General features: G+C 51.3%; 21 protein-coding genes and 1 other RNA gene. 20 read left to right on the forward strand and 2 right to left on the reverse strand.

What is annotated here, in order from left to right; translation table 11 throughout:
* The first annotated feature begins 68 nt into the window (after window positions 1–68).
* The 12 genes from SBI19_RS15505 (at window position 69) to rnpB (ending at window position 13,982) form a co-directional block, all read left to right on the forward strand.
* Window positions 69–1,484, forward strand: a complete 1,416-nt coding sequence (locus tag SBI19_RS15505) for an MATE family efflux transporter (protein WP_317969718.1) — start codon at window positions 69–71, stop codon at window positions 1,482–1,484.
* 369 nt (window positions 1,485–1,853) lie between these two features.
* Entirely contained in the window at window positions 1,854–2,732 is an 879-nt protein-coding gene (glyQ, locus tag SBI19_RS15510) for a glycine--tRNA ligase subunit alpha (protein WP_110046503.1), read from the forward strand.
* 2 nt (window positions 2,733–2,734) lie between these two features.
* The gene (glyS, locus tag SBI19_RS15515) at window positions 2,735–4,816 is read left to right on the forward strand and encodes a glycine--tRNA ligase subunit beta (RefSeq protein ID WP_317969720.1); all 2,082 of its coding nucleotides are present in this window, start codon (window positions 2,735–2,737) and stop codon (window positions 4,814–4,816) included.
* A 752-nt stretch (window positions 4,817–5,568) separates the two neighbouring features.
* The gene (locus SBI19_RS15520; RefSeq protein WP_317969722.1) at window positions 5,569–5,778 is read left to right on the forward strand and encodes a hypothetical protein; all 210 of its coding nucleotides are present in this window, start codon (window positions 5,569–5,571) and stop codon (window positions 5,776–5,778) included.
* 270 nt (window positions 5,779–6,048) lie between these two features.
* A complete protein-coding gene (locus tag SBI19_RS15525; protein ID WP_317969723.1) occupies window positions 6,049–6,858 on the forward strand; it encodes a pyruvate, water dikinase regulatory protein in 810 nt (269 codons plus the stop codon).
* 327 nt (window positions 6,859–7,185) lie between these two features.
* The gene (locus SBI19_RS15530; protein ID WP_317969725.1) at window positions 7,186–7,674 is read left to right on the forward strand and encodes a YaiI/YqxD family protein; all 489 of its coding nucleotides are present in this window, start codon (window positions 7,186–7,188) and stop codon (window positions 7,672–7,674) included.
* A gap of 39 nt (window positions 7,675–7,713) precedes the next feature.
* On the forward strand, window positions 7,714–9,564 hold the full coding sequence (gene dnaG, locus SBI19_RS15535) for a DNA primase (protein WP_317969851.1): 1,851 nt from the start codon (window positions 7,714–7,716) through the stop codon (window positions 9,562–9,564).
* Window positions 9,565–9,582: 18 nt separating this feature from the next.
* On the forward strand, window positions 9,583–10,719 hold the full coding sequence (rpoD, locus tag SBI19_RS15540) for an RNA polymerase sigma factor RpoD (RefSeq protein WP_317969727.1): 1,137 nt from the start codon (window positions 9,583–9,585) through the stop codon (window positions 10,717–10,719).
* A 66-nt stretch (window positions 10,720–10,785) separates the two neighbouring features.
* The gene (locus SBI19_RS15545; RefSeq protein WP_317969729.1) at window positions 10,786–11,616 is read left to right on the forward strand and encodes a hypothetical protein; all 831 of its coding nucleotides are present in this window, start codon (window positions 10,786–10,788) and stop codon (window positions 11,614–11,616) included.
* Entirely contained in the window at window positions 11,616–12,410 is a 795-nt protein-coding gene (locus SBI19_RS15550; RefSeq protein WP_317969731.1) for a tRNA (adenine(22)-N(1))-methyltransferase, read from the forward strand. Before SBI19_RS15545 ends, SBI19_RS15550 begins: the two co-directional genes overlap by 1 nt.
* Window positions 12,386–13,507, forward strand: coding sequence for a Nif3-like dinuclear metal center hexameric protein (locus SBI19_RS15555; RefSeq protein WP_317969733.1), 1,122 nt, complete (start codon window positions 12,386–12,388; stop codon window positions 13,505–13,507). Before SBI19_RS15550 ends, SBI19_RS15555 begins: the two co-directional genes overlap by 25 nt.
* Window positions 13,508–13,581: 74 nt before the next feature.
* Window positions 13,582–13,982: RNase P RNA component class A (gene rnpB / locus SBI19_RS15560), an RNA gene on the forward strand.
* Window positions 13,983–14,157: 175 nt separating this feature from the next.
* On the opposite strand, the gene SBI19_RS15565 is transcribed toward rnpB, so the two are convergent.
* The gene (locus SBI19_RS15565; RefSeq protein ID WP_317969735.1) at window positions 14,158–16,032 is read right to left on the reverse strand and encodes a S8 family peptidase; all 1,875 of its coding nucleotides are present in this window, start codon (window positions 16,030–16,032) and stop codon (window positions 14,158–14,160) included.
* Between the two features lie 228 nt (window positions 16,033–16,260).
* On the opposite strand from SBI19_RS15565, the gene SBI19_RS15570 reads away from it, so the two are divergent.
* The 6 genes from SBI19_RS15570 to thiI all read left to right on the forward strand — a co-directional run bounded on the left by SBI19_RS15570 (window position 16,261) and on the right by thiI (window position 21,048).
* The gene (locus SBI19_RS15570; RefSeq protein ID WP_317969737.1) at window positions 16,261–16,761 is read left to right on the forward strand and encodes a DUF3907 family protein; all 501 of its coding nucleotides are present in this window, start codon (window positions 16,261–16,263) and stop codon (window positions 16,759–16,761) included.
* A 52-nt stretch (window positions 16,762–16,813) separates the two neighbouring features.
* Entirely contained in the window at window positions 16,814–17,014 is a 201-nt protein-coding gene (locus SBI19_RS15575; protein ID WP_110046452.1) for a DUF1540 domain-containing protein, read from the forward strand.
* 6 nt (window positions 17,015–17,020) lie between these two features.
* A complete protein-coding gene (locus tag SBI19_RS15580; RefSeq protein ID WP_317969741.1) occupies window positions 17,021–17,440 on the forward strand; it encodes a hypothetical protein in 420 nt (139 codons plus the stop codon).
* Window positions 17,441–17,611: 171 nt separating this feature from the next.
* On the forward strand, window positions 17,612–18,298 hold the full coding sequence (locus SBI19_RS15585; protein WP_317969743.1) for a lytic transglycosylase domain-containing protein: 687 nt from the start codon (window positions 17,612–17,614) through the stop codon (window positions 18,296–18,298).
* Window positions 18,299–18,657: 359 nt separating this feature from the next.
* Window positions 18,658–19,812 (forward strand): cysteine desulfurase family protein, encoded by a 1,155-nt coding sequence (locus SBI19_RS15590; RefSeq protein WP_317969745.1) that lies wholly within the window; start codon window positions 18,658–18,660, stop codon window positions 19,810–19,812.
* Window positions 19,813–19,833: 21 nt separating this feature from the next.
* Window positions 19,834–21,048 carry a tRNA uracil 4-sulfurtransferase ThiI gene (thiI, locus tag SBI19_RS15595; RefSeq protein WP_317969853.1) on the forward strand — a complete coding sequence of 405 codons (1,215 nt, stop codon included), beginning with the start codon at window positions 19,834–19,836 and terminating at the stop codon, window positions 21,046–21,048.
* Window positions 21,049–21,077: 29 nt separating this feature from the next.
* On the opposite strand, the gene SBI19_RS15600 is transcribed toward thiI, so the two are convergent.
* On the reverse strand, window positions 21,078–21,797 hold the full coding sequence (locus SBI19_RS15600) for a TerC family protein (protein WP_483312301.1): 720 nt from the start codon (window positions 21,795–21,797) through the stop codon (window positions 21,078–21,080).
* Between the two features lie 299 nt (window positions 21,798–22,096).
* Here SBI19_RS15600 and SBI19_RS15605 point away from each other — a divergent pair, with 299 nt between their 5' ends.
* The gene (locus SBI19_RS15605; protein WP_317969749.1) at window positions 22,097–22,780 is read left to right on the forward strand and encodes a TerC family protein; all 684 of its coding nucleotides are present in this window, start codon (window positions 22,097–22,099) and stop codon (window positions 22,778–22,780) included.
* Between the two features lie 213 nt (window positions 22,781–22,993).
* Window positions 22,994–23,482, forward strand: a complete 489-nt coding sequence (locus SBI19_RS15610) for a hypothetical protein (RefSeq protein ID WP_317969751.1) — start codon at window positions 22,994–22,996, stop codon at window positions 23,480–23,482.
* Window positions 23,483–23,516: the final 34 nt, after the last annotated feature.

The following is a 23,516-nucleotide window of genomic DNA, read 5'->3' on the forward strand; positions in this document are numbered from 1 at the left end:
CATTTGCGGTTTGACGGTCTTTCCGCATGCCTTTACAATTGCGTCAGACAGGAGGGGCGGTTGACCATATGTTTAATCGAAAAAAAGCTTCGTCCTTATCAGAAGAGTCGAAGCTGTCGATCTGGGCGCTGACATGGCCTATTATGATCGAGATGACGCTTCAATTCATGCTCGGTACAGCAGATACCGTCATGGTAAGCCGTATTTCGGATGATGCAGTCGCCGTGGTTGGCATCTCCACGCAGTTTTTCAATGCCGTAATCGTATTATTTTCGCTTGTTTGCAGCGGCTCTGGCATTCTCATTGCTCAGAAGCTGGGGGCAAACAAGCGGATGGAGGCGAGGCAGATCGGCGTGATGTCGGTTGCCATTACAGCGATGATTGGCATCGTTGTATCCATCCTGCTTGTCAGCTGCACGAATTTGTTTATTGGCATGCTGAATGTTCCGACTGAGATTCGTCCGCTGGCGCACACGTATATGTCCATCGTCGGAGGCGGCATGATCATTACGGCGCTCAATCTGTCGTTCAGCACAACCGTCCGCAATACGGGGGATACCCGATCGCCGATGCTCATTGCCGTTGGTATGAACGTTCTTCACATCGTGCTGAACTACGGCTTTATATTCGGTGCCTTCGGACTGCCGAAGTGGGGGCTGTACGGCGTTGCCTTGTCGATGATTATTGCTCGCGCGACTGCGATGCTATTCCAGCTGCGGTTGTTCCGGCATGCATTCGGCGAACGAATTCAGTTCCGCGAGTTTTTGCAGTTTAACCGTAAACTGCTGAAGGAAGTCGTCAAGCTCGGCTGGCCGCTTAGCATGAATGGCGCGTCTTGGACGTTCTCGCAATTAACCATTTTCTCATTCATCGCAACGATGGGTGCTGAGCAATTGGCTACGCGTACATATCTGAACACGATCGAGTCTTTCGCCTTCCTATTCGGGATGTCGCTTGCGATGGGCATACAGATTCGTATCAGTTATTTGTACGGAGCCGGCCGTTATCGAGAGATGTACTCCGATTCCTATAAGGTGCTCGTGCGGGGAATCGTCATCGTGCTTGTGAATACAGGCATTATCCTGTTGTTCCGTCATCAGCTGCTTCAGTTGTTCACCGACGATCAGCGCATCATCGACGCCGCCTTGTCGCTGCTATGGCTTAATCTCATCCTACAGCCAGGAAAAATGTGGAACATGGCGATCGGTCAGGCGCTTAATGCAATCGGCGACAGTCGAAACGTCATGTACTATACCCTTCCGATCATGTGGTTCTGCGCGGTTGTCGTCTCGTATTACCTTGCCGTACCGCTCGAGTATGGGCTTCTAGGTATCTATATCGGGATGATCAGCGATGAATATGTACGCGGAACGGTCAGCTTCTTACGCTGGCGTCATCATAAGAAAACCAAGTTCGCATCGGCATTTCATCCTTCGGCCGCACAGCTCGCAGAGGATGGTTCGACAAAGCCGGTTTCGATTTGACAATGGGATAAAAAACGAATACTATATTTCAAAGGTAAGTTGAATATTGTACGATGATGGAGAGAGTAATCGGATTGGATCGGCCGTTTAGCGATTCGGGGACAGTGGAAGCCCGGACGGATCATTCGATGAAAGGGCGCTCTGGAGTGCATTTTGTGGAAAAGAGGGTAGGATCGTTGCAAGCCGTTCGGCTTCATGCAGCCCCTGCCAAGTAGGGTGGAACCGCGGGAGCATGCTCTCGTCCCTACGTCTGATCAATCAGGCGTAGAGGCGGGAGCTTTTTTGTGTCTACATACGGACCGAATAGCGATGCCTTGAGCTTGAACATTGTGTTAGAGGTAAAACTAAAAAGGAGTAGAGCTTATGAAAATGAATTTCCAGAACATGATTCTTACGCTGCAGCAATTCTGGGCAGAGCAAAACTGCATTCTCGTACAGCCATATGACGTCGAGAAGGGTGCAGGTACGCTGAACCCAATGACTTTCCTTCGTGTAATCGGTCCAGAGCCTTGGAACGTTGCTTATGTCGAGCCTTCCCGTCGTCCTGCGGACGGCCGTTACGGCGAGAACCCGAACCGTCTGTATCAGCATCACCAATTCCAAGTCATCATGAAGCCATCGCCTGACAACATTCAAGAGCTGTACCTGGAGAGCTTGAAGCGTCTCGGGATCGACCCTGCGCATCATGATATCCGCTTCGTTGAGGACAACTGGGAGCACCCAGGTCTTGGCGCATGGGGCCTCGGCTGGGAAGTGTGGCTCGACGGCATGGAAATTACGCAGTTTACGTACTTCCAACAAGTCGGCGGCATCGATATGAACCCGATCGCTGTTGAGATTACGTACGGTATGGAGCGTCTGGCTTCGTACATTCAAGAGAAAGAAAATGTGTTCGATCTGGAGTGGGTTGGCGATGTCAAATACGGCGACGTATTCTTGCAGCCTGAGTTCGAGCATTCCAAATATACGTTCGAGAAGTCTGACACGGCAATGCTGTTTAAACTGTTCAACATGTACGAAGAAGAGTCGAAGAATGCTCTGGAGAGCAATCTCGTATTCCCAGCGTATGATTATGCACTCAAATGCTCGCATGCATTCAACCTGCTTGATGCGCGTGGTGCAATCAGCGTAACGGAACGTACGGGCTACATCATTCGTGTCCGCAACCTCGCCCGCGCTTGCGCAGCGACGTACCTGGAAGAACGCGAACGTCTTGGATTCCCGCTGCTTAAGAAAGGAGATGCATAAGAATGGCTAAGGATCTATTGTTCGAGATCGGTCTTGAAGAGGTGCCGGCACGCTTCGTGCGCGCTGCGGTCAACCAATTGAAAGATAAATTGTCCAAATGGCTGGACGATTCCCGCATTGCTTATGGCAAGGTAGAGGCTTATGCGACGCCACGCCGTCTTGCTGTTCTCGTAAGCGAAGTGGCTGAGAAGCAATCGGACGTGAACGAGGAAGTGAAAGGTCCATCGCGCAAAATCGCTCAAAACGAGCAAGGCGAATGGAGCAAAGCAGCACTCGGCTTCGCGCGCAGCCAAGGCATCGAGCCGGAACAGCTTTATTTTAAAGAACTGGCTGGCGTTGAATACGTGTACGGCAATAAAAGCAGCGTAGGCGTCGATACGGCATCGGTGCTGTCCGAAGGTCTCGTTGGCATCATTACATCGATGACGTTCCCTAAGAACATGCGTTGGGGCAGCTACGATCTGAAATTCGTTCGTCCGATCAAATGGTTGATCGCGCTGTTCGGTACGGACATCGTTCCGCTCGAGATTACGGGTGTTCAGAGCAGCAACGTTACTCGCGGCCACCGTTTCCTTGGTTCCGAGACGACGATTGCGAAGCCGGCTGATTATGTGGAAGCACTGCGCGCACAGCATGTCATCGCTGACATCGCAGAGCGTGAGGCGGAGATCGTTCGTCAGATCGAAGAGCTTGCTAAGGAGAAAGACTGGGAAATCGCAGTCAAGGAAGATCTGCTAGAAGAGGTTCTGTTCCTGGTCGAGACGCCAAGCGTTCTGTTCGGTACGTTCGATCCATCGTTCTTGAACATTCCGCAAGAAGTTCTGATCACGTCGATGCGTGAGCATCAGCGTTACTTCCCTGTCCTCGATAAGGAAGGCAAACTTCTCCCATTCTTTGTTACGGTTCGTAACGGCGACCGCACATCGCTTGATGTTGTTGCCAAAGGCAACGAGAAAGTTCTTCGCGCCCGCCTGTCCGATGCGAAGTTCTTCTACGCAGAAGATCAGAAGCTCGCGATTGCAGACGCGCTGGCGAAGCTCGAGACGATCGTTTACCAAGAAGAGCTTGGTTCGGTAGCAGATAAGGTTCGCCGCATCCGCGCTATCGCTGACAAGCTTGCATCGCATGTTGGTGCTGACGCGACGGCAACGGGTGACATCAGCCGCGCTGCCGATATCAGCAAGTTTGACCTCGTTACCCAAATGGTCGGTGAGTTCCCGGAGCTGCAGGGCATCATGGGTGAAGACTATGCGCGCAAAGCTGGCGAACGCGAAGAAGTTGCGAAAGCAATCAATGAGCACTACCAGCCTCGCTTCGCAGGTGACCGTGCGCCGGCGACACTGCCAGGCGCAATTGTCAGCCTGTCCGACAAAATCGATACGATCGTCGGCTGCTTCTCGATCGGCATTATCCCGACGGGTTCGCAAGACCCGTACGCACTGCGCCGTCAAGCTGCAGGTATCGTGCAGACAGTTCTGGCGCAAAGCTTGCCGCTCGCGCTCGGCGACCTGTTCGATATTGCAATCTCGGTTCACGAACAGCGCGGTTTGAAACGTTCTGCCGCTGACATTCGTAAAGAGCTGTATGACTTCTTCTCGCTGCGCGTGAAGAACGTGCTGACGGAGCAAGGCGTTCGTTACGACGTTGTTGATGCGGTGATGGCTGCAGGTTTCGACGATTTGAAATTGACAGTTGAGCGCGCTGCAGTATTGGCTGCACGTGCAGCAGGCGAAGCGAAGGATGAGTTCAAGCTGGTCGTCGACGCTTGGAGCCGTGTGAACAATCTGGCGGCGAAGGCAGAGACGTCGGAAGTGAACGAGACGCTCTTCGTGGAAGCAGCGGAACGTTCGTTGCACGATGCTTGGAAGTCCGTTCATCCGGAGTATTCGGAGCAGCTTGCTAACGGCAATGTTGCAGGCGCGCTGGAATCGCTCGCATCGCTGAAGGCACCAATCACGGGCTACTTCGACTCGGTCATGGTAATGGCGGAGCAGGAGGAAGTGCGTCGGAATCGTTTGGCTACGTTGGCATCGATCTCGGCGGATATTGTGAAGCTTGCTGATGTTAGCAAGTTGGTTTGGTAGGCTAGTTTCTGTAAAAGAGTGTGGGTTAATCGACCGCTCCGATGACAGATCATTCTTCCGATTGCTGTTGTCCTCGGATTGTTCTGATTATATGAATTCAGAATTGGTAACAATCCGAGTGACAAAGGCAAACGCTGACGCTTCTACAGAATGATTCTGCCCTCTCCGCTGAAGCGGACGCTGCGCTCACAATATTTTTGATGGGGAAAATGATCGTTCGCGTCGTTAGACTCCGCTCACGTAATGGAAAGACTGTGATGGATTATTCGACCGCTGCGATGACAACTCCGTACACGGAATAAGGGAAGCATGAGGGGGCCATTATTGGCCCAACATCATGAATAACTTCGCCGTGTGAAGGTAAAATATACCTTCATGTCTAATAGGTATCAAGCGTCTCAAAACGTATGTTGCTTACGTAATATGTATGGTGCACTCTAATGCAGCGAATGCTGCACTTTTTTCGTTTTATGTGAGTCTAGAACGGCTATATCGCTTATTAAGCTCTAACGGCGCATTTCGAATAGTAACGGTTGTGACAGTGCTTATTTGTAGTAGATTACGATCTATTAGTGCGATCTGTACCAAATAGTCGCTGTCGTAACCGTTATAGATATGATTTGCCCATAAAGAGCGGAATAGCGACTATGGCAACCGTCAGGCATCACTGAGTGAGAAAAGTAACATTGGTTTGCCGTTCCGCGAGTCCGGATTGGACGAGCGATCAATCATTAAAAAGGGAAGCAGTTGGCATGAGACGGACGTGGAGCGAAGGGGTGGAATTGTTCCGTAGAAACGTAGTGGTTGCTTTTGTCTCCGGATTGATACCTATTCTGATCTTATCTAATCAGAACAATCTGGAGACAACGGCAATCGAAGGAACATTCCACACCGCAGCGGGCTATCCGCCAAGTAACAAAAGCTTTCCGCGAGTCCGGATTGGACGAGCGATCAATCATTAAAAAGGGAAGCAGTTGGCATGAGACGGACGTGGAGCGAAGGGGTGGAATTGTTCCGTAGAAACAGGGGATTATGCTTCCGAAGCAGCTTTTCTCCGAAAAGCTTTAAGTGTTCGCCTTTGTCCTCGGATTGTTACATTGTGACGATCTCATAAATTCAGACAATCCGAGGACAACAGCGATCGAAGGAACATTCCACACTGGAGCGGGTTAGAACGCCTAAGTAAGTATCTAACCCACCGAGTCTCATGACAAATGCTAAGGGAGCCGGGTATGGAACAAAATCTGATCGTTTATGTCGTGTCTGACTCCGCGGGCGAGACAGGCGAATTCGTTGTCAGAGCAGCTGCGGCGCAATTCCATCCGATTCATGCGGATATTCGCAGAGCTCCCTTCATTCAAGATGTGTCCGCCCTTGAGCGTGTCGTACAGCGGGCCAAACAGACAGGCGGCATCATTCTGTTTACGCTCGTTATCCCTGAGCTGCGCGAGGCGCTGATTCAGCTCGGACGTACGCAAGGAGTAGAGTGCATAGATTTGCTAGGACCGCTTGTCGCGAGTCTCGAACGTCAAACGGGCAAATCGGCAAGGCAGGAGCCGGGGCTCAACCATGTGCTTGATGCCGATTATTTTCGCAAAGTGGATGCTGTCGAATTTGCTGTCAAATATGACGATGCTCGCGATACGACAGGCGTACTCAAAGCGGACATCGTCCTCGTCGGCGTATCTCGAACGTCGAAGACGCCGCTGTCGATGTATTTGGCACACAAGAAATACAAAGTCGCCAATGTTCCGCTCGTACCCGAGCTGAAGCCGCCTAAGGAATTGTTCGAGATTCGCAAGGAGAAGATTATCGGCCTGACGATCGGCGTTCCATACTTGAACATTATCCGCAAAGAACGACTGAAGGCACTAGGTCTTCCGGATAGTGCTGCATACGCGGCGACGACGAGAATCGAGCAGGAACTGGCGTATGCCGAAAGTATTATGAAGCAGCTAGACTGTACGATTATTGACGTATCGTTCCGAGCGGTGGAAGAGACCGCAAGCCTAATTATGGAGCGGATTCGACTTCAGACATAGCGGTGAGCAGGATTTTAATAAACAATGCCGTATATATATAGTTCGTGTTCAAAAAGAACGGATGTTTCGTGATCAAAAGCGGACTTTTTGAACAACCTCTAATAGTACGTGTTCAAAAAGAACGGTTTTCAGCACCGAGAAGATTGGATCAAGCGGGGAATGAGGATCGGAGCGTAGTGGTTTGCTACGTGAGAACCGGAAGTCACAGCTTCATCCAAGATTCGATGCCGAGATTTCTTCTAGTGATGCTTCGTGATCAAAAGCGGACTTTTTGAACAACCTCTAATAGTACGGTATTTCATTAATCGATGAATGGTGAGGGTAGCTATGCAGCCCCAGATGCAGCCTGCTGCGCAAGAAAGAGTGATCCTTGTCGACGCCGATGCTTGTCCGGTCAAACGCGAAATTGCTCTCGTTGCAGAGCAGTTCAAGGTTCCCGTTATTATGGTATCGTCCTACGACCATTGGCTTGAGCCGGCGGCGGGAGTTCAAGTGATTCAAGTTGACCGAGGGAACGATTCGGTCGATTTGTATATCGTCAATCTTGTGAAGCGAGGGCACATCGTTGTGACGCAGGATTTGGGGTTGTCAGCGCTTGTTCTCGCCAAAGGCGGTTTGGTGCTTTCTAACCGGGGGGAAGAAATCGTCGAGGAACAAATCGGTTACTTGCTGGAGCGTCGTCACGAATCGGCACGCAGACGCCGTGCAGGCGGTCGGACGAAAGGCCCTAGGGCATTGACCGAAGAGGATCGATTGCGGTTTCAGCAAAAACTGACAAAACTTTTGAGCCCGCGGCAGGAGTTTAGTCAACCTTAGCGAATAGTAATTAGGTGCAAGAGGATAAGGGTGAGTAATGTGGCATACGGAAAAATTCCGGAATCCGCCATTGAAGCGGTACGCAATGCGCATGACATCGTGGAGACGGTTGGGAAATACGTGCATCTCACCAAAAACGGGAAGTACATGAAAGGCTTATGTCCATTTCATTCCGAACGAACGCCGTCGTTTACCGTCACGCCCGAGATTCAAATCTTCCACTGCTACGGCTGTGGCAAGAGCGGCAATGTCATACGTTTCATCGCTGAGATCGAAGGGTACTCATTCCCTGAGGCGGTACGCGTAATGGCTGAAGAGGCGGGGATTCCCGTTACATGGGCTGATGCTGCAGACGCAGGACCACCAGCAGATCCGAACCGTGATAAGCAGATTGAAGCGCATGAGCTGACTGCCAAGCTGTATCATCATTTATTGATGAATACGAAGCAGGGCCAATCAGCGCTTGCCTATTTGCGCGGACGCGGAATATCGGACAAGCTGATCGATCAATTCTCGATCGGATATGCACCGGAGTCTTGGGACACACTCGCCAAATTTCTTGAATCAAGGAAGTTTCCGCTTCCATTGATGGAGAAAGGCGGATTGTTGTCTGCGAAGCAGGACGGCAGCGGATATGTGGATCGTTTTCGCGGTCGGATCATGTTCCCGATCTGGAATCGAGACGGCAAAGTCATTGCTTTTGCTGGACGCATCATGGGAGATGGACAACCCAAGTATTTGAACTCGCCGGAATCACCGTTATTTACGAAGAGCCGAATCTTATATAACTTCAACAACGCTCGGCCCGACATACGCAAACGGCGCAAGGTTGTTTTGTTCGAAGGGTATATGGATGTCATCAAGACATGGAGCGCAGGCATTCGTAACGGTGTTGCGACAATGGGTACGGCACTGACGGAAGAGCATGCGGCGATCTTGGCCCGTTCGGCTGACGAAATCATCATTTGTTATGATGGCGACTCGGCAGGTAAAGCGGCTGCCATGAAGGCGATCCCAATGTTCGAGAAAGCAGGGTTGGTCGTATCGGTCGCGATGCTGCCAGGCAACATGGATCCGGACGAGGCAATTGATGCTTACGGCCCTGATGCATTCCTACGCGACGTAATGGATCATCCCGTTTCGGCTGTGAAATTTAAGCTTATATATTTGCGAAAAAACCATATGCTAGAAGAAGATGATGGCCGTCGCAAATATTTGCTTGAAGCAGCCAAAATCGTGGCTGAGCTTGAAACAGCGACGGAGCGCGAGATGCACATGAAGGAGCTGTCACGCGAGTTTGGCGTTTCGATGGAAGCGCTGAAGCAGGACGTCCATGCTGTGCGCTTGACAAATCAAAATTTGCAAGCTCCAAGGGATAATAACGATTTTTCGTGGAATAATGGTAGGAATGAAAAGCGTCCTTCGCTCTCTGGACCGCCTGCATTGTTGCCTGCCTACCAACAGGCTGAACGGAAGTTATTGTCCGTCATGATGCGCGATGCGGCAACGGCTCGAACGGTGCACGATCAGTTAGGCGATGCTTTTAATGTTGAGGATCACGCAGCGCTTGCTGCTTATTTATATGCATTTTATGCGCAAGGTCATGATCCTGATGTCAAACGGTTCATCTCCACGCTTCAAGACGATCGTCTTGAGCGAACAGCCGCTTCGATTCTGTTAATGGACGGCGATTTTCCATTCAATGAGCAGCTGCTCGATGATTTTATCCGGGAAATTCGTAAAGTTCCTCGTTTACGCGAGCTTGAACAGAAGAAGGAACAGTTGGTGCGAGCGGAGCGATCCGGAGACATTGCGCAGGCTGTGCAAATTGCAAGTGAGATTATAGCCCTAGAGAGACAGCTGAAAGGACGGCAGGACGATCGTTTCTAGGGAGGAGGGAGTCGGAATATGGCGAATGATCAACATACTGAACTAGATACGGAGCAGAAGCTTGAGTTGGTTAAAGACCAACTGATCGATCACGGTAAGAAGAGATCCTCCTTAACGTATAAAGAGATAATGGAGAAGCTTGCCCCGTTCGATCAGGATCCGGAACAAATCGATGAGTTTTTCGAGCAGCTTGATGACTTGGGAATTGAGGTCGTCAACGAGAATGACGATGACTCCCCGATGAGTCGGGACGAGCATGATCGGGAGAGAGATCAAGAGCACGACGAATTCAATTTCGATGATGATCTTTCATTGCCGCCAGGCATTAAGATCAATGATCCTGTACGCATGTATTTGAAAGAAATTGGACGGGTTCCGCTGTTATCGGCTGATGATGAGGTGGAACTGGCCAAACGGATCGAGAAGGGCGATGAAGAAGCGAAGCGCCGTCTTGCGGAAGCGAACTTGCGTCTCGTCGTAAGTATCGCGAAGCGCTATGTCGGACGCGGCATGCTGTTCCTCGACTTGATCCAAGAAGGCAATATGGGTCTGATCAAGGCTGTTGAGAAGTTCGACCATACGAAGGGGTACAAATTCAGTACTTACGCGACATGGTGGATTCGTCAAGCCATTACGCGCGCGATCGCCGATCAGGCGCGTACGATTCGGATTCCGGTCCATATGGTAGAGACCATTAACAAGCTTATCCGGGTATCCCGTCAACTGCTGCAAGAGCTGGGACGCGAACCGACGCCAGAGGAAATCGCGGCGGAGATGGAGCTTAGCACCGATAAAGTAAGAGAGATCATGAAGATTGCTCAAGAGCCTGTATCGCTGGAAACACCGATTGGTGAAGAAGACGATTCGCATCTTGGCGATTTCATCGAGGATCAGGAGGCGCTTGCGCCGGCTGACGCAGCCGCTTATGAGCTGCTGAAGGAGCAGCTTGAAGACGTACTGGACACGCTGACTGAGCGGGAGGAGAACGTACTTCGCCTTCGTTTCGGACTCGACGACGGGCGTACGCGCACGTTGGAGGAAGTCGGCAAAGTGTTCGGCGTTACGCGCGAACGGATTCGCCAGATCGAGGCTAAGGCGCTTCGCAAGCTGAGACATCCAAGCCGCAGCAAGCGGTTGAAAGATTTTCTTGAATAATCGCCAAGGGACCTTCCTGCTTCATGCAGCAAGGTCTTTTTTTCCAAATCTGAGGGGGAGCGGATTATGGATCAGCAACGAAGAAAAGTCATCGTGCAAGAAATCGAGCATTGGCAAAAAAGCAAGCTGCTGCCGGATCACTATTGTGACTTCCTGCTGAACCTGTATGCCGAACAAGCGGAACAACCCAAGCCTTCGGCCCGATTAACCGGGCGTGCTGCTGAAGCTGCCAGAAGCGCTTCGGGCAAACAATGGCTGTTTGCAATTGTCTTTTTTTCCTTGATTTGCTTCGTTGTACTTCATTTTAACGCTTTTCATCCGCTATTGCAAATAGGCATAACGGCCGTCGGCTTCGTTCTTTTGCTATGGTATGGCCAACGAATTCGGCGTAAGAATGAGGCGGCAGGCATCGCAGTTATCGGGATGGATATGCTAGGACTACTCGGTATGGGTGTCTATTTGCTTCATCAGCATGGCTATGACGGCTGGTCGTCCAAGGCGCTGCTGCTTGCTGGCAGCGCACTGTTATGGATCGGTTATGGAATCGGCGCACGATTGTCGCTTCTGCATTTAGCCGGTTGGGTCGTACTGCTGCTTCTGTATGCTTGGGTATTAGCAAGACGCGATGCGGAGCCTCCTTGGTATGAGATTCAGCTCTACTGGGTGCCGATGACGTTCGTATTCGCATGGTTCAGCTGGTTTATTCAGCGTTGGTCGCGTCCAGTTGCAGCCGTATTGTTTATCGTTGGTTGCTTTATCTGGTTTATGCCAGAGTTGTACAGCGCGTTGTTCGTAGAAGATCGTGCTTGGCCTCAGCTGCTTCTGTTCGCTAAGATTGCCATCGGCGGCGGGCTGCTGTTCGGATTAAGAAAACAATGGATTGCGTGGGTCGCTTAATGATTACGAAATTGTCTCATCGCCTTGGCACGATTGCCGGGCTAGTGCAAGAAGGTGCGCGCGTAGCCGATATTGGCTCGGATCATGCGCTGCTGCCGGTTTATCTTGTGTCTAAAGGTCAGTGTCCATCAGCTGTTGCAGGGGAATTGAACCAAGGGCCGTTCGAAGCGGCGCAAAGACAGGTCCGCGAAGCAGGCCTTGCGAATCGGGTTCAAGTCCGCAAAGGGAATGGGTTAGCAGTCATTACCCCTGGGGAGACGGATACCATTACGATCGCGGGGATGGGCGGCCATTTGATCGCTACCATTCTTGAAGAAGGGCGTATTGCAGGCAAACTGGAATATGTGACCGAACTTGTCCTGCAGCCTAACGTAGGAGAGGATGCGGTTCGACATTGGCTGACTCAGCATGGCTGGGCATTGATGGATGAACGGATCCTCGAGGAAGACGGTAAAATTTATGAGGTGCTGCGTGCTGTACGTGCTGAGAACGCCGCGACTCATAACAATGAGCTGTACAACGCTTCGCGTTTGCCTGTTCAATCGGGATCAGAGGTGGCCATTACCGAAGAAGAGGCAGTTGAACTGCTGTATCGATTCGGGCCGCATTTGTTGAATGAACCAAACGAGGTGTTCTATCTCAAATGGGAAAGCGAGCTCGGCAAAATGGACCGCATATGCCAGCAGATGGAGCGGTCCGGCAATGATGAGGCCATTAGCCGCGCGAAACAGTTCCGTCATGAGATGGCACAAATGGAGGAGGTGCTTGCATGTTTGCGAAAGGACAAACGGTAGCGCAGCTAATGGAGCAGCTTGCTCCTAAACATTATGCCGTTGAAGGCGATCGAATCGGTCTTCAGCTCGGGACGCTCAGCAAGCCGATTCCGAAAGTACTGGTTGCGCTAGACGTGACTGATGCGGTGGTAGATGAAGCGATCGAAGCAGGAGCGAATTTAATTATCGCGCATCACGCGATTATTTTCCGACCGCTCGCTAAAATCGACACATCAACGCCTGCCGGCAAGCTGTATGAGAAGCTCATAAAGCATGATATCGCAGTCTATATCGCCCATACGAACCTCGATGTGACGGACGGCGGCATCAACGACTGGATGGCGGATATGCTCGGTATCGTATCTGAGGGGCGTGCAAGCCTCGAGGAAGTGCATACGGACAAGCTGTATAAGCTCGTTGTTTTCGTTCCGCAGACGCATGGAGAGCTTGTGCAGCAAGCGCTGTGGAATGCAGGTGCAGGAGCGATCGGCAACTATGACAGCTGCAGCTTCGTTATTGAAGGAACGGGTACGTTCCGTCCGGGAACAGGCACAGATCCGTTCATCGGTCAGCAGGGCAAGCTGGAGAAGGTTAAGGAAGTGAGGATCGAGACGGTGGTGCCGCATAGCATCCATCGTGCAGCGATCCAAGCGATGCTTAAGGCGCATCCGTACGAAGAGGTTGCTTATGATTTGTACCCGATTGATCTGAAGGGCCGTTCATTTGGACTTGGCCGTGTCGGCAAGCTGGAACAGCCAGCAACATTGGCTGAGCTTGTAGAGCGGGTGAAGGCTGCATTCGACGTGCCATTCGTCCGCGTCGTAGGCGATTTGAATGCTCCTGTGAAAAAGCTTGCCGTACTCGGCGGCTCCGGTGCGAAGTACGTCAGAGCGGCTTCGTTCGCAGGCGCTGATGTGCTTGTTACGGGCGATATCGATTACCATACTGCGCATGATGCACTAGCAGACGGCATGATGATTATTGATCCTGGCCACAATATCGAGAAAATTATGAAGCAGAACGTTGCCGACTGGCTTGCTGCTCGTCTAGCAGAGCGCAAGTCGACAACAGAGGTTGTTGCATCGGGTTTATCGACTGAACCATTCCAATTCGTATAACGATTGGATGCATTGGTTAACGATAATGGGTTGAGCTTTCGTAAATTTGCAGGTATACTAACTAAGCGAACCGGAAAGTTTGACAGACAATCGCTGGCGGCTATGCCGCGAGAGGAAAGTCCGGGCTCCGTAGGGCAGGATGCTGGATAACGTCCAGTCAGCGCGAGCTGAAGGATAGTGCCACAGAAATGGACCGCCGATGGCCGGCTTACGCCGGATCAGGTAAGGGTGGAACCGTGGTGTAAGAGACCACGAGGAGCATGGGTGACTATGTTCCTGGTAAACCCCATCTGGAGCAAGACCGAGAGAACGCAGCGCCGCAAGGCGCACCCTTGCCCGGGGCGTGTTCGGGTTGGTTGCTTGAGCCGTTTAGCAATGAACGGCCTAGATAGATGATTGTCGCTAAGTAGGTGGGAGGGTCGTTCCCGATTGCACCACCGAAAGTACAGAACCCGGCTTACGGCAAACTTTCCGCACGAACCAATTAACGCCAACGAACAAGGAGCTGGCACTGCGTCATGTTTTTCATGACAGCAGTGCTCAGCTCCTTTTTTGTTATTGTTCCGACTTGCCTTGGATCCGTCTGTTGAGGTTGAAACCCGAGATAAGCGTTACAGGGCAGCGCCTACCTCGGTTAGGGACTAGATGATCTATTTCAGCTTACCCAGCTTACGAGCAACATTGTGCGGATAACGCTGCAGGGAGACTGCGGATTGCTCTGCTGCATCAAGCGCTTTAACAACGTCGATCTGGCCGTAGCCGAAATCGTTGTCTTTGCCTTTAGCGCCTAGATCCTTCGCTGTCTGGCGAATGATGTCCATCACCTCGGTGTTCTTAAGCTCCGGGTTGATGGAGCGGATTAGCGCAGCAAGCGCGGCTACGTGCGGGCTTGCCATCGAAGTGCCCGAAAGTGCTGCGTATTGGCTGCCTGGATAGGTGCTGGCAATGGCGTCTCCTGGTGCGGCCACATCGATATAGTCGCCATAGTTGGAGAAGGAAGCACGCTTGCCGTTCTGATCCGTTGCTGCAACTGCCAGTACTTCTGGATAAGCGGCTGGATAACCAGGGCGCTCTGTATTGTCATTGCCGCTGGCAGCAACGAGCACGACATCATGGTCGAAGGCGTATTTGAGCGCATCATGCAGAAACTCCGCTTCCGCGTAGTTGCCGAGGCTCATATTGATCACTTTGGCGCCATGGTCCGTTGCCCAGATGACGCCTTGTGCGACCGAGTAGGTGGAGCCAGCGCCGCTGCTATCAAGCACCTTGACCGGTAAAATTTTGTTGTACCAAGTCATTCCGGCAACGCCCTCTCCATTGTTCACGGCTGCTGCGATAATGCCTGCTACGTGCGTGCCATGACCAACATCATCTTCAGGCGCGTCTTTTTCGCTGACGATGTTCATGCCTTTGATAAGCTTGCCCTTCAGATCTGGATGATCGGCTTGAACGCCGGTATCTAGCACGCTGACGATGACGGAATCGCTGCCGCGGCCTACACTCCAGCCTTTCTCCGTGCTGATCGTAGGCAAATTCCATTGATATTGCTTATACAGCACATCGTTAGGTATGACCGACTTATGGCTATCCGATAATGCAGATGGACGACTTGATGGTATTTGACGATCGTTCGTCATATATAAATAATGGGGCTCAACATAAACCGGGTTCCACCGCTGCTGGAAATACCGCATCATGGTCTTGGTCTCCATCTTCTGGGAGCGGAACACATACGTATAACCAAGCTTCTGAATCGTCAGCGCATTAATATCTTTACGGATTTGCGCTAACTCCAGATCGGAAGGGTCTTGGCGGAAACGAACGACGACTTCATTAATATGGTAATGACTTGCACCGCCATTATCTTCGCCTGTGCGAACGGTCGTTTCCTCCGTGGAGTTCGCTTTCACCGATTCTACCCGATAGTGGCCTTCTGCCGGATACGGGACAAGCCGCAAATTACGGCGCTGATGACGCTCCACTTGGCCGACGACATCCTGCATGACGAGTCCAACAACGCCGCTGCCGGGATGCTTCGGCTCGGGACTGCCAAGCACGATATACCGATGTCCATCATGCAGGAATGGAGAAGACGTGTATTTATCGCCTTTCTTGACAGCGGTGCGCGCATCCTTCAGCAGCTTATCTGCTTTGTCACGCACACTGGCTGGAACGGCGCCGCGTTCGACAGAACGCTTGGCGTTCATCCAGCTGATGTACAGCATGTGTTTATGCATGTCCATCATATGTTTTATTTTCTCGTCTTTCGTGGAACCCTCCGTATGACCGGACACCAAGTGAGCAAAATCTTTGGTACATTCCGTCGTACAGAGCATCGAGGTGGCATCCATATCATGCTGCATGATCTTGAGTTTGCTTGCCGTTTCGGCTTTGACGGATTCCGCACGTGATTTGGCGGTTGGTGAAGGCTTGTTCGACTTAGGCTCTGAGCAGGACGTGAGCGGCATAACGATCAGTGCGGCGGTTGCTAATGCAATCCAGCTTTTCCATTGTTGTTGTCGCAACGAGAATTCCTCCATCTCCCCGGGTGCGGGGCTATTCGCAGCATTCCTCCTTAGAGTAATAAAACGGCATGTAAATTATGCGGAGAATGAGGCGAAGGAGTGTACCATCAAGCAATCATTTATGGTACGATAATAAAGATTTTGTTGAAATATTTGAACCAATAAGTCATGGACTTAAAAGTGAATCTGATATTTCATCTCGACGGACATGAAAGGGGAGCAACTCATATGCCAGTTGCCAACGTTAAAGGTTTAAGCGAAACAACGCACGCGAAGCTGAAGGAAGCCATTGTTCAATTAGAGTCGTTCCTGAACGAATATGCAGTGCCGCAGCTTGTGAACGGCGATACGAGTGAAGGCGCGGCGCTCTTCTATAAAGGGCTGCTCGCAGATCTGCGTCATCTGCTCGTGTATTCTGAGACGGTCTATGAGAAAATCGGCATCGTGCTTCGTCGTCCGAACTTCGATACGGAGTCGGCTGAGCGCAGCCTGTATGAGGCTTATCATCAAGCGGTAGCTGCATTCTTCTATCCGAAAAATGAATGCTATTCCGAAGATGGACGATATGCTTACACAGGTCAGGATGCGATTCGTTTCCGTTTCGTTCCAACTCGTCCTGCACGTGAAATCGTGCTGTCGGTATCCAAAGTGTATGAAGAGCTTCGTGATGAGCTCGCTTATTATGAGAATGACTATATGACCCAGCGCCGCATGCAAGGGCAAAAATAACCTCGCATGCGCGCACCTCCGCTGCGGCAAGCTAGTAGCGGAGGTGATGAAGATGCCAAGTGGCGTCAAGTGCAGCGTATCGAATTGTACGTTCTGGAAGGAAGGCAATCGTTGCAATGCGGATCAGATCGAGGTCGATTTAGACGCACATGCCTCGTTTTATGCGGAGTTTGCAAGTGAATCATTTATCGATCATCAAGATGAAGCAACTGAATCTTCTGTCACCTGCTGCCAAACGTTTCGGAAGAGGTGACATTAGATGGGCAACGATTGGGAAGATTGGGGCTCACAGCCGGAAGAACCGAACAATCATCATCCGCGCCGTACGGTCTGGAGACGCAAACGGTGGGACGATACGGAGATCTCTGCTGAAGCAGGTGCATTCCCGAGCTATACGGGCTATTTGCCAGATGCGCATAAGCGTCATGAGGCGCATGTGTATGAGGAAACGACGCGAGGATCATCATCGGTCTCGTCTACGGTGGGATGGATTGGTCTCATATTCGCGATCGCTTCTTGGTTTCTCTGGCCGGTCATCATGGGGCCGACCGCTGCCGCATTAGGCTTGTACGCATTTAGTACAGGCAGCCGAGCGCTTGGCATCTGGGCGATGACGCTTGGCATTATTGCAGCTGCTGTCTACCTGGTACTCATCCCGGTTTATATGGCGGCTCGATGAATGAAATAAAGCCGGTATCTCGGATTCTGCGGAGATACCGGCTTTTTGTCGAAATGCGACTTTAAGAAGGTATAGTTAGGACTGGCGAACTTCCTCGAAACCATGTAAAATAATATCGAAACATGCGAAGGTATTATTTTCAACCTATTACATGACATCGGGAGAGATCATATGAGTATCGATCCACGTACTATGGCAACGCTGCTCCAGATGCAGTGGACGAATCGGACAAGCGATTATGCAGCATCGCCGTTCACAGCGGCAACAGGCGAAGGGGAATCTTCCATATTCGATACGCTGCTGTCGCAATATATGATGGCGGGCTCGAACATGGATACTTCAGATCTATCGTCGTCAATGGCTTCGCTTGGACTAGGTGACAATATAATTCCGCCAATCGCAGGTCTGGACGGTTTGTTATATGCAGCGACGCAGCAATCGGATGCTGCGGCTTCTTCTACGGAGTACGATGCATACATTAATGAGGCTGCGGCGAAGTATGGCATTGATCCTTCATTGATTCGAGCGGTAATCCAGACAGAGTCATCATTTAATACGAATGCGGTTTCTTCTGCAGGAGCGAAAGGGCTCATGCAGCTTATGGACGGCACAGCACGAAGCCTTGGGGTTTACAATTCATTCGATCCAGCGCAAAATATTGAAGGCGGCACTCGTTACCTAGCCTCTCTGCTGGACAAATATAATGGCAATGAAGCAGTGGCCCTTGCCGCGTACAACGCAGGCCCAGGACGCGTCGACCGTCTTCAGATCTCGACGAACGAACAGCTTCAGCAACTCGCGTCCTCACTCCCAGTTGAGACGCAGCGTTACGTCGCCAAAGTGCTGGCAGCTAAGTAATTTTCTTAGCAATTCATGCAATCATACAAATCGTTGTCGAAAGGCTCCGTGAGGGGCCTTTCTTGTTTTGCGTATAGAATCGCGAAGTCCTAAGTCCTTATTATTAATTTTTCAACGCTCGAACAAAAGCTGTACCCGCAGGCACGCGACTCCCAGCACGCAGTAGCTCATCCGCGTCTCTGTACAACTCACGTTATTCATACCGGGGTCCCGGGGTTGGAAACCCCGGGGGTCCTCCCTAGCAGGGAGGATTTAGGCGGGTAGAAATTTATGGATTAAATCGGTTTAATAAAACAATTAAAATTGTTGTTTTAAGAAATAACGGGGTATAGGGGCAGAGCCCCTAAGGAGGAATGCGTATGCATTACTTTGATCATTGCGCTTCAACGCCGCCGCGCGAAGAAGTCATACAGACGTTAGCTGAAGTGATGCGGATTCACTATGCGAATCCCTCTTCTATACATCAAGCAGGCGCAGATGCCGGCCAGCTTATTGAGCGCTCTAGAGGGCTTGTAGCGAAGCTGTTCAAGACGAAGCCGGAGGAATGGGTATTCACTTCAGGCGGTACCGAAAGCAATAACCTTGCGATTCGTGGGGCAGCCAAGCAGTTCGCCGGCCGCGGGAAACATTTGATTACGACAATGGTGGAGCATGCTTCGGTATATGAGACCTTCCAGCAATTAGAGCAGGAGGGATACGCTGTTACGTATTTGCCTGTAGATGAACTGGGGATCGTATCCGTCGAATCTCTTGCTGCGGCGCTAACAGAGGAGACCATTCTCGTGAGCATAATGCATGTGAATAATGAGACTGGAGCTATTCAGCCGATTGAGGAAATTGGCGAGCTGCTTAAGTCACGTCCGAAGACGCTGTTCCATGTAGATGCGGTGCAGAGCATCGGGAAGCTGCCGATCGATCTCGCTGGATGGGGGATTGATCTATTGTCAGGTTCTGCGCACAAGGTGCGCGGGCCCAAAGGTGTCGGCATCGTCTATATTCGCAGCGGACTAGCCATTGCGCCGCTGTTCACTGGCGGTGAGCAGGAGCGTGCTCTACGGGCAGGTACGTCGAATACGCCGGCGATCGTCGCTTCCGCGAAGGCGTTCCGAATGGCGATAGAAGCGGCAGAGAACCATAACAAGCAGTGGACACTGCTTAGAAACCAATTAATCGATCGGCTGGCCGCAATACCGGAGCTGATTGTGAACAGCAGCAAGGACTCGCTGCGATCAGCTCCGCATATCGTTCATTTCAGTTACCCCGGCATGAAGCCGGAAGTAATTGTCCATGCCCTGGAGGAGCTTGGTTTCATCGTCTCGACCAAATCAGCCTGCTCCTCGAAGGATGACAAGCCATCGCGCGTTATCATGGCGATGACACGTGATGCAAGACGAGCGGCCAGCGGGATCAGAGTCAGCTTCGGAGATGAGCATACGGCAGAGGATGTGGATAAGCTTGCCGATGCCATTGCGCGTACAGTGGTTGATCTGAAGCCTATGGAGAGGAGAATTTAATTGTCGTCAAACATTTATGATATGGTGCTGCTGAGACTCGGCAGTGAAATTACGGTGAAGGGAAAAAACCGTCACCGATTCGAACAGGTGCTTGCGGACCATGTCCGCAAAGCGCTGCGTCCGTTTGCGAAGGTAGATGTAAAGCATACGTACGGTAGATTGTACGTCATGCTGAACGACCATCCGTATGAAGAGATTGCCGCAGCACTGCGTGACGTATTTGGTTTGGTCTCTTTCAGCCCTGTTAAGAAGGCAGAAGCGGAGCTGGATGCGATTCGCGACACAGCGCTTGCTGTTTTCCGAGCGAATAAGGGACCGAAGAGCACGTTCAAAGTGACAGTAAAGCGGGGCTGGAAGCAGTTTCCGCATGACTCGATGGAGATGAATCATCTCATTGCCTCGCATGTTCTTCGTGAAACGCCGGAGTTAAAGGTAGATATCCGTAATCCGGAGGTTGAGCTTCGCGTTGATATCCAGCAGGGTGCTGCTTACGTATACTGCGACGTCGAACAAGGAGCAGGCGGTTTCCCGTATGGAGCGAACGGCAAGGGGCTGCTGCTGCTGTCTGGCGGCATCGACAGCCCGGTTGCTGGCTGGTTAGGGATGCGGAAAGGTCTAACGCTGGAGGCGGTTCATTTTCACTCTTATCCGTTCACTAGCGAGCAGGCGAAGGAGAAGGTTGTCACCCTTGCGAAGCGTCTTCTTCATTATACGAATGGCAAATTCAAGCTTCATCTCGTTCCGTTCACGGATATTCAGACAAGCTTCGTTCAGGCGGGTCAGGAACGACTTATCATTACGCTGATGCGGCGCGCGATGCTGCGCATTACGGAGCAGATCGCAGAGCGTGAAAGCGCGCATGCGATTGTTACCGGCGACAGCCTGGGCCAAGTCGCAAGCCAGACGCTCGGCAGCATGAATGTCATCGGCCGTGCAACTAATCTGCCGATGTTAAGGCCGCTCGTCATGATGGACAAAGTCGATATCATACGGATTGCGGAGCGTATCGGAACATATGAGACGAGTATTTTGCCATTCGAGGATTGCTGTACGTTATTCGTACCGAAGTCGCCAACGACGAATCCGAATTTGGAGTCGGTGGAGAAGACCGAAGCTTTGATCCCGAATCTCGACGAGATGATTGCACTCGCCGTGAAGAATACGGTGACGGTTGTATTGAAACAGGACGAGCCCGAGAAGAAGGCTCAAGCTGCAGAAGAAGATCGGTGGTTCTAACCACTTCATACAAAGAAAAACAGGGGCTCCTATGCGGAGTCCCTGTTGCTTATTACGGCTTGGTTAGCCGAGCGCTGTCTGCGTCTGCGTTTCAAGTTGTTTGTTCCTATGCCTGCAGCAACAACCAACAAGATGCACAGTGCGATGAATCCCCATAACACCCATGCGCCTTGATCGAAGAACGACTTGAGTTTCTCTTCATGTGTAATCATCTTAGCGGCGGTGTAGGCCAGAACGCCGGAACCGATATAGACAATCCATGGGAAGCGATTAATGAGACGGATGAACAACGTGCTGCCCCATACGACGATCGGAATGCTGATGAGGAGTCCAAGAATAACGAGCAGGTCGTTGCCGTGTGCGGCGCCTGCAACAGCGATGACATTGTCTAGACCCATAGCGGCATCGGCGATAATGATTGTGCGGATCGACTGCCACAACGTACCGCCCGCCTTAATGTTGCCGTGATCCTCTTCCTGAACCAGCAGCTTATAGGCAATGAATAGAAGGAGAACGCCCCCGACGACCAGAAGCCAAGGAATTTCTAACAAATGAACTACAAGCAGCGTAGCGACGGCACGTATGACGACGGCACCAACCGTACCCCAAATTACGGCCTGGCGCTGCTGCGCTTTCGGGAGATTCCGAGCGGCCATGCCGATAACAATTGCGTTGTCGCCTGCAAGTACCAGGTCTATGAACACAATTTGCAGCAGAGCAGCAGCAAAAGCCCACGATAAAATTTCCAGCTCCATTTCCAAAAAACCTCCTCATGCATTCGACTAGTACTCCTTACGGACGAACAAGAACTTACGTTTCAACCATTTTTGTGATCATATTCGGACAGGCGTGGACATACCTCTGATTAAGCGGATGCTTTTTGTTGTGAGCAAAATGCTAAGCGTATGCTTTCGAAGCGAGCAATTTGCTAGCAGGTAGTTATTTCGAAGAAGTAAGCAAAATGCTAAGCGTATGCTTTCGATGCAAGCAATTTGCTTGCAGGAGGCAGTCTCAAGGAAGTAAGCAAATTGCTTTAAGGAGTGTGTACATGTTGGATAGCCTACTCGTATTTATGCAGATCGTCCTCATTAATATGCTGCTTAGCGGAGATAATGCTGTCGTCATCGCGATGGCGAGCAATGGGCTGCCAAGCGCCCAGCGGAAGAAAGCGGTGTGGTGGGGAAGTGCTGCGGCTGTACTGCTTCGTTGTGTATTGACGGTTGCGGCGGTTGCGCTGCTGCAGATTCCATATTTGCAGGCCACCGGCGCGCTGCTGCTTGGGATCATCGCGGTGAAGTTGTTCCGTGATGCATTTAACGGCGAAGAAGCGGGTCCGCCTGGCAGCGGCAAGAGCAAACGATCGGTATCGCTAATCGCAGCTATCCGCACGATCGTTGCTGCTGATTTCATAATGAGTCTCGATAATGTGCTTGCGATTGCGGCGATCGCAGACGGTGAACCGATATTGCTCATCCTTGGTATTGTCGCCAGCATTCCGATTATCATATGGGGGAGCCATTTTGTCGGGGCGCTGCTTCGAAAGTTCCCGCCGCTTGTTTATGTAGGTGCTGCATTGCTTGGTTATGCGGCTGGAGAAATGCTTATCAGCGACCCTGGCTTAAACGGTTTGTTTAACGGTTCGTCGACTTTGCACGAGGCGATTCCGCTATTTTGCATCCCGATCGTCATTATTGCAGGAATCATTGGCAAACCCAAATTGCACACGCATTAATGGCAATTATGTAGGAGTCAGCGTCGTCTATCTCTGCGGAGTGGATGAGCTGACTTCTTCTTTTTGTAAGCAACCTGTTGTTTACACTGGTTTTTTATGCTCAGTTCTATTACACTAGAGGTTGCGAGAAGTGACGGGATCGTGTCGTCTTTCGTCGAAAGAGATTGGCGGCGATACAGATACCGATTGTAACCGGAACGATCGGGGGGAAACATGGTGTCTAGACAGCATTATGCGGGAATCGCTCTGCTTGGCGCAGGGCTTGTCATTCTGCTTGGCAAATCAGGCTTTTTCAGCTTTATTGGCAGTGTGCTGTGGCCAGTTATACTGCTAGTCGCAGGTATTCTTCTGCACGTGCTCTACTTCGGGAGGATGCTTCCGACAGTGGCGCTCGTACCAGCAGGCACACTATCTGTTTATGGACTGTTGTTTCTGATCTGCAGCGTGTTCGGATGGTCTTCGTTTGACCACTTATGGCCGTTCGTGCTGTTCGGTCCGGCAGCAGGTTTGTATGAGTATTATGCTTTCGAACCGTTTAAGCCTCGCCTTGCATTGCAACTAGCCGTCGGCTTGGGGGCCGTGACGGTAATTGCTTTCGGGTTCATTCTCATTTCAAGCTGGAGCATTTATGTCATCGGGCTTGTATTGATTGCAGCCGGGCTGTGGCTGACTGTAGGACGCGGCCGCAAGTCGCGCTGGTAATGTTGGCCCCCTGTTTCGCAACCGGTAATAATAT

Source organism: Paenibacillus sp. CCS19 (genome assembly GCF_033239625.1).
Classification (GTDB): Bacteria; Bacillota; Bacilli; order Paenibacillales; family Paenibacillaceae; genus Paenibacillus_T.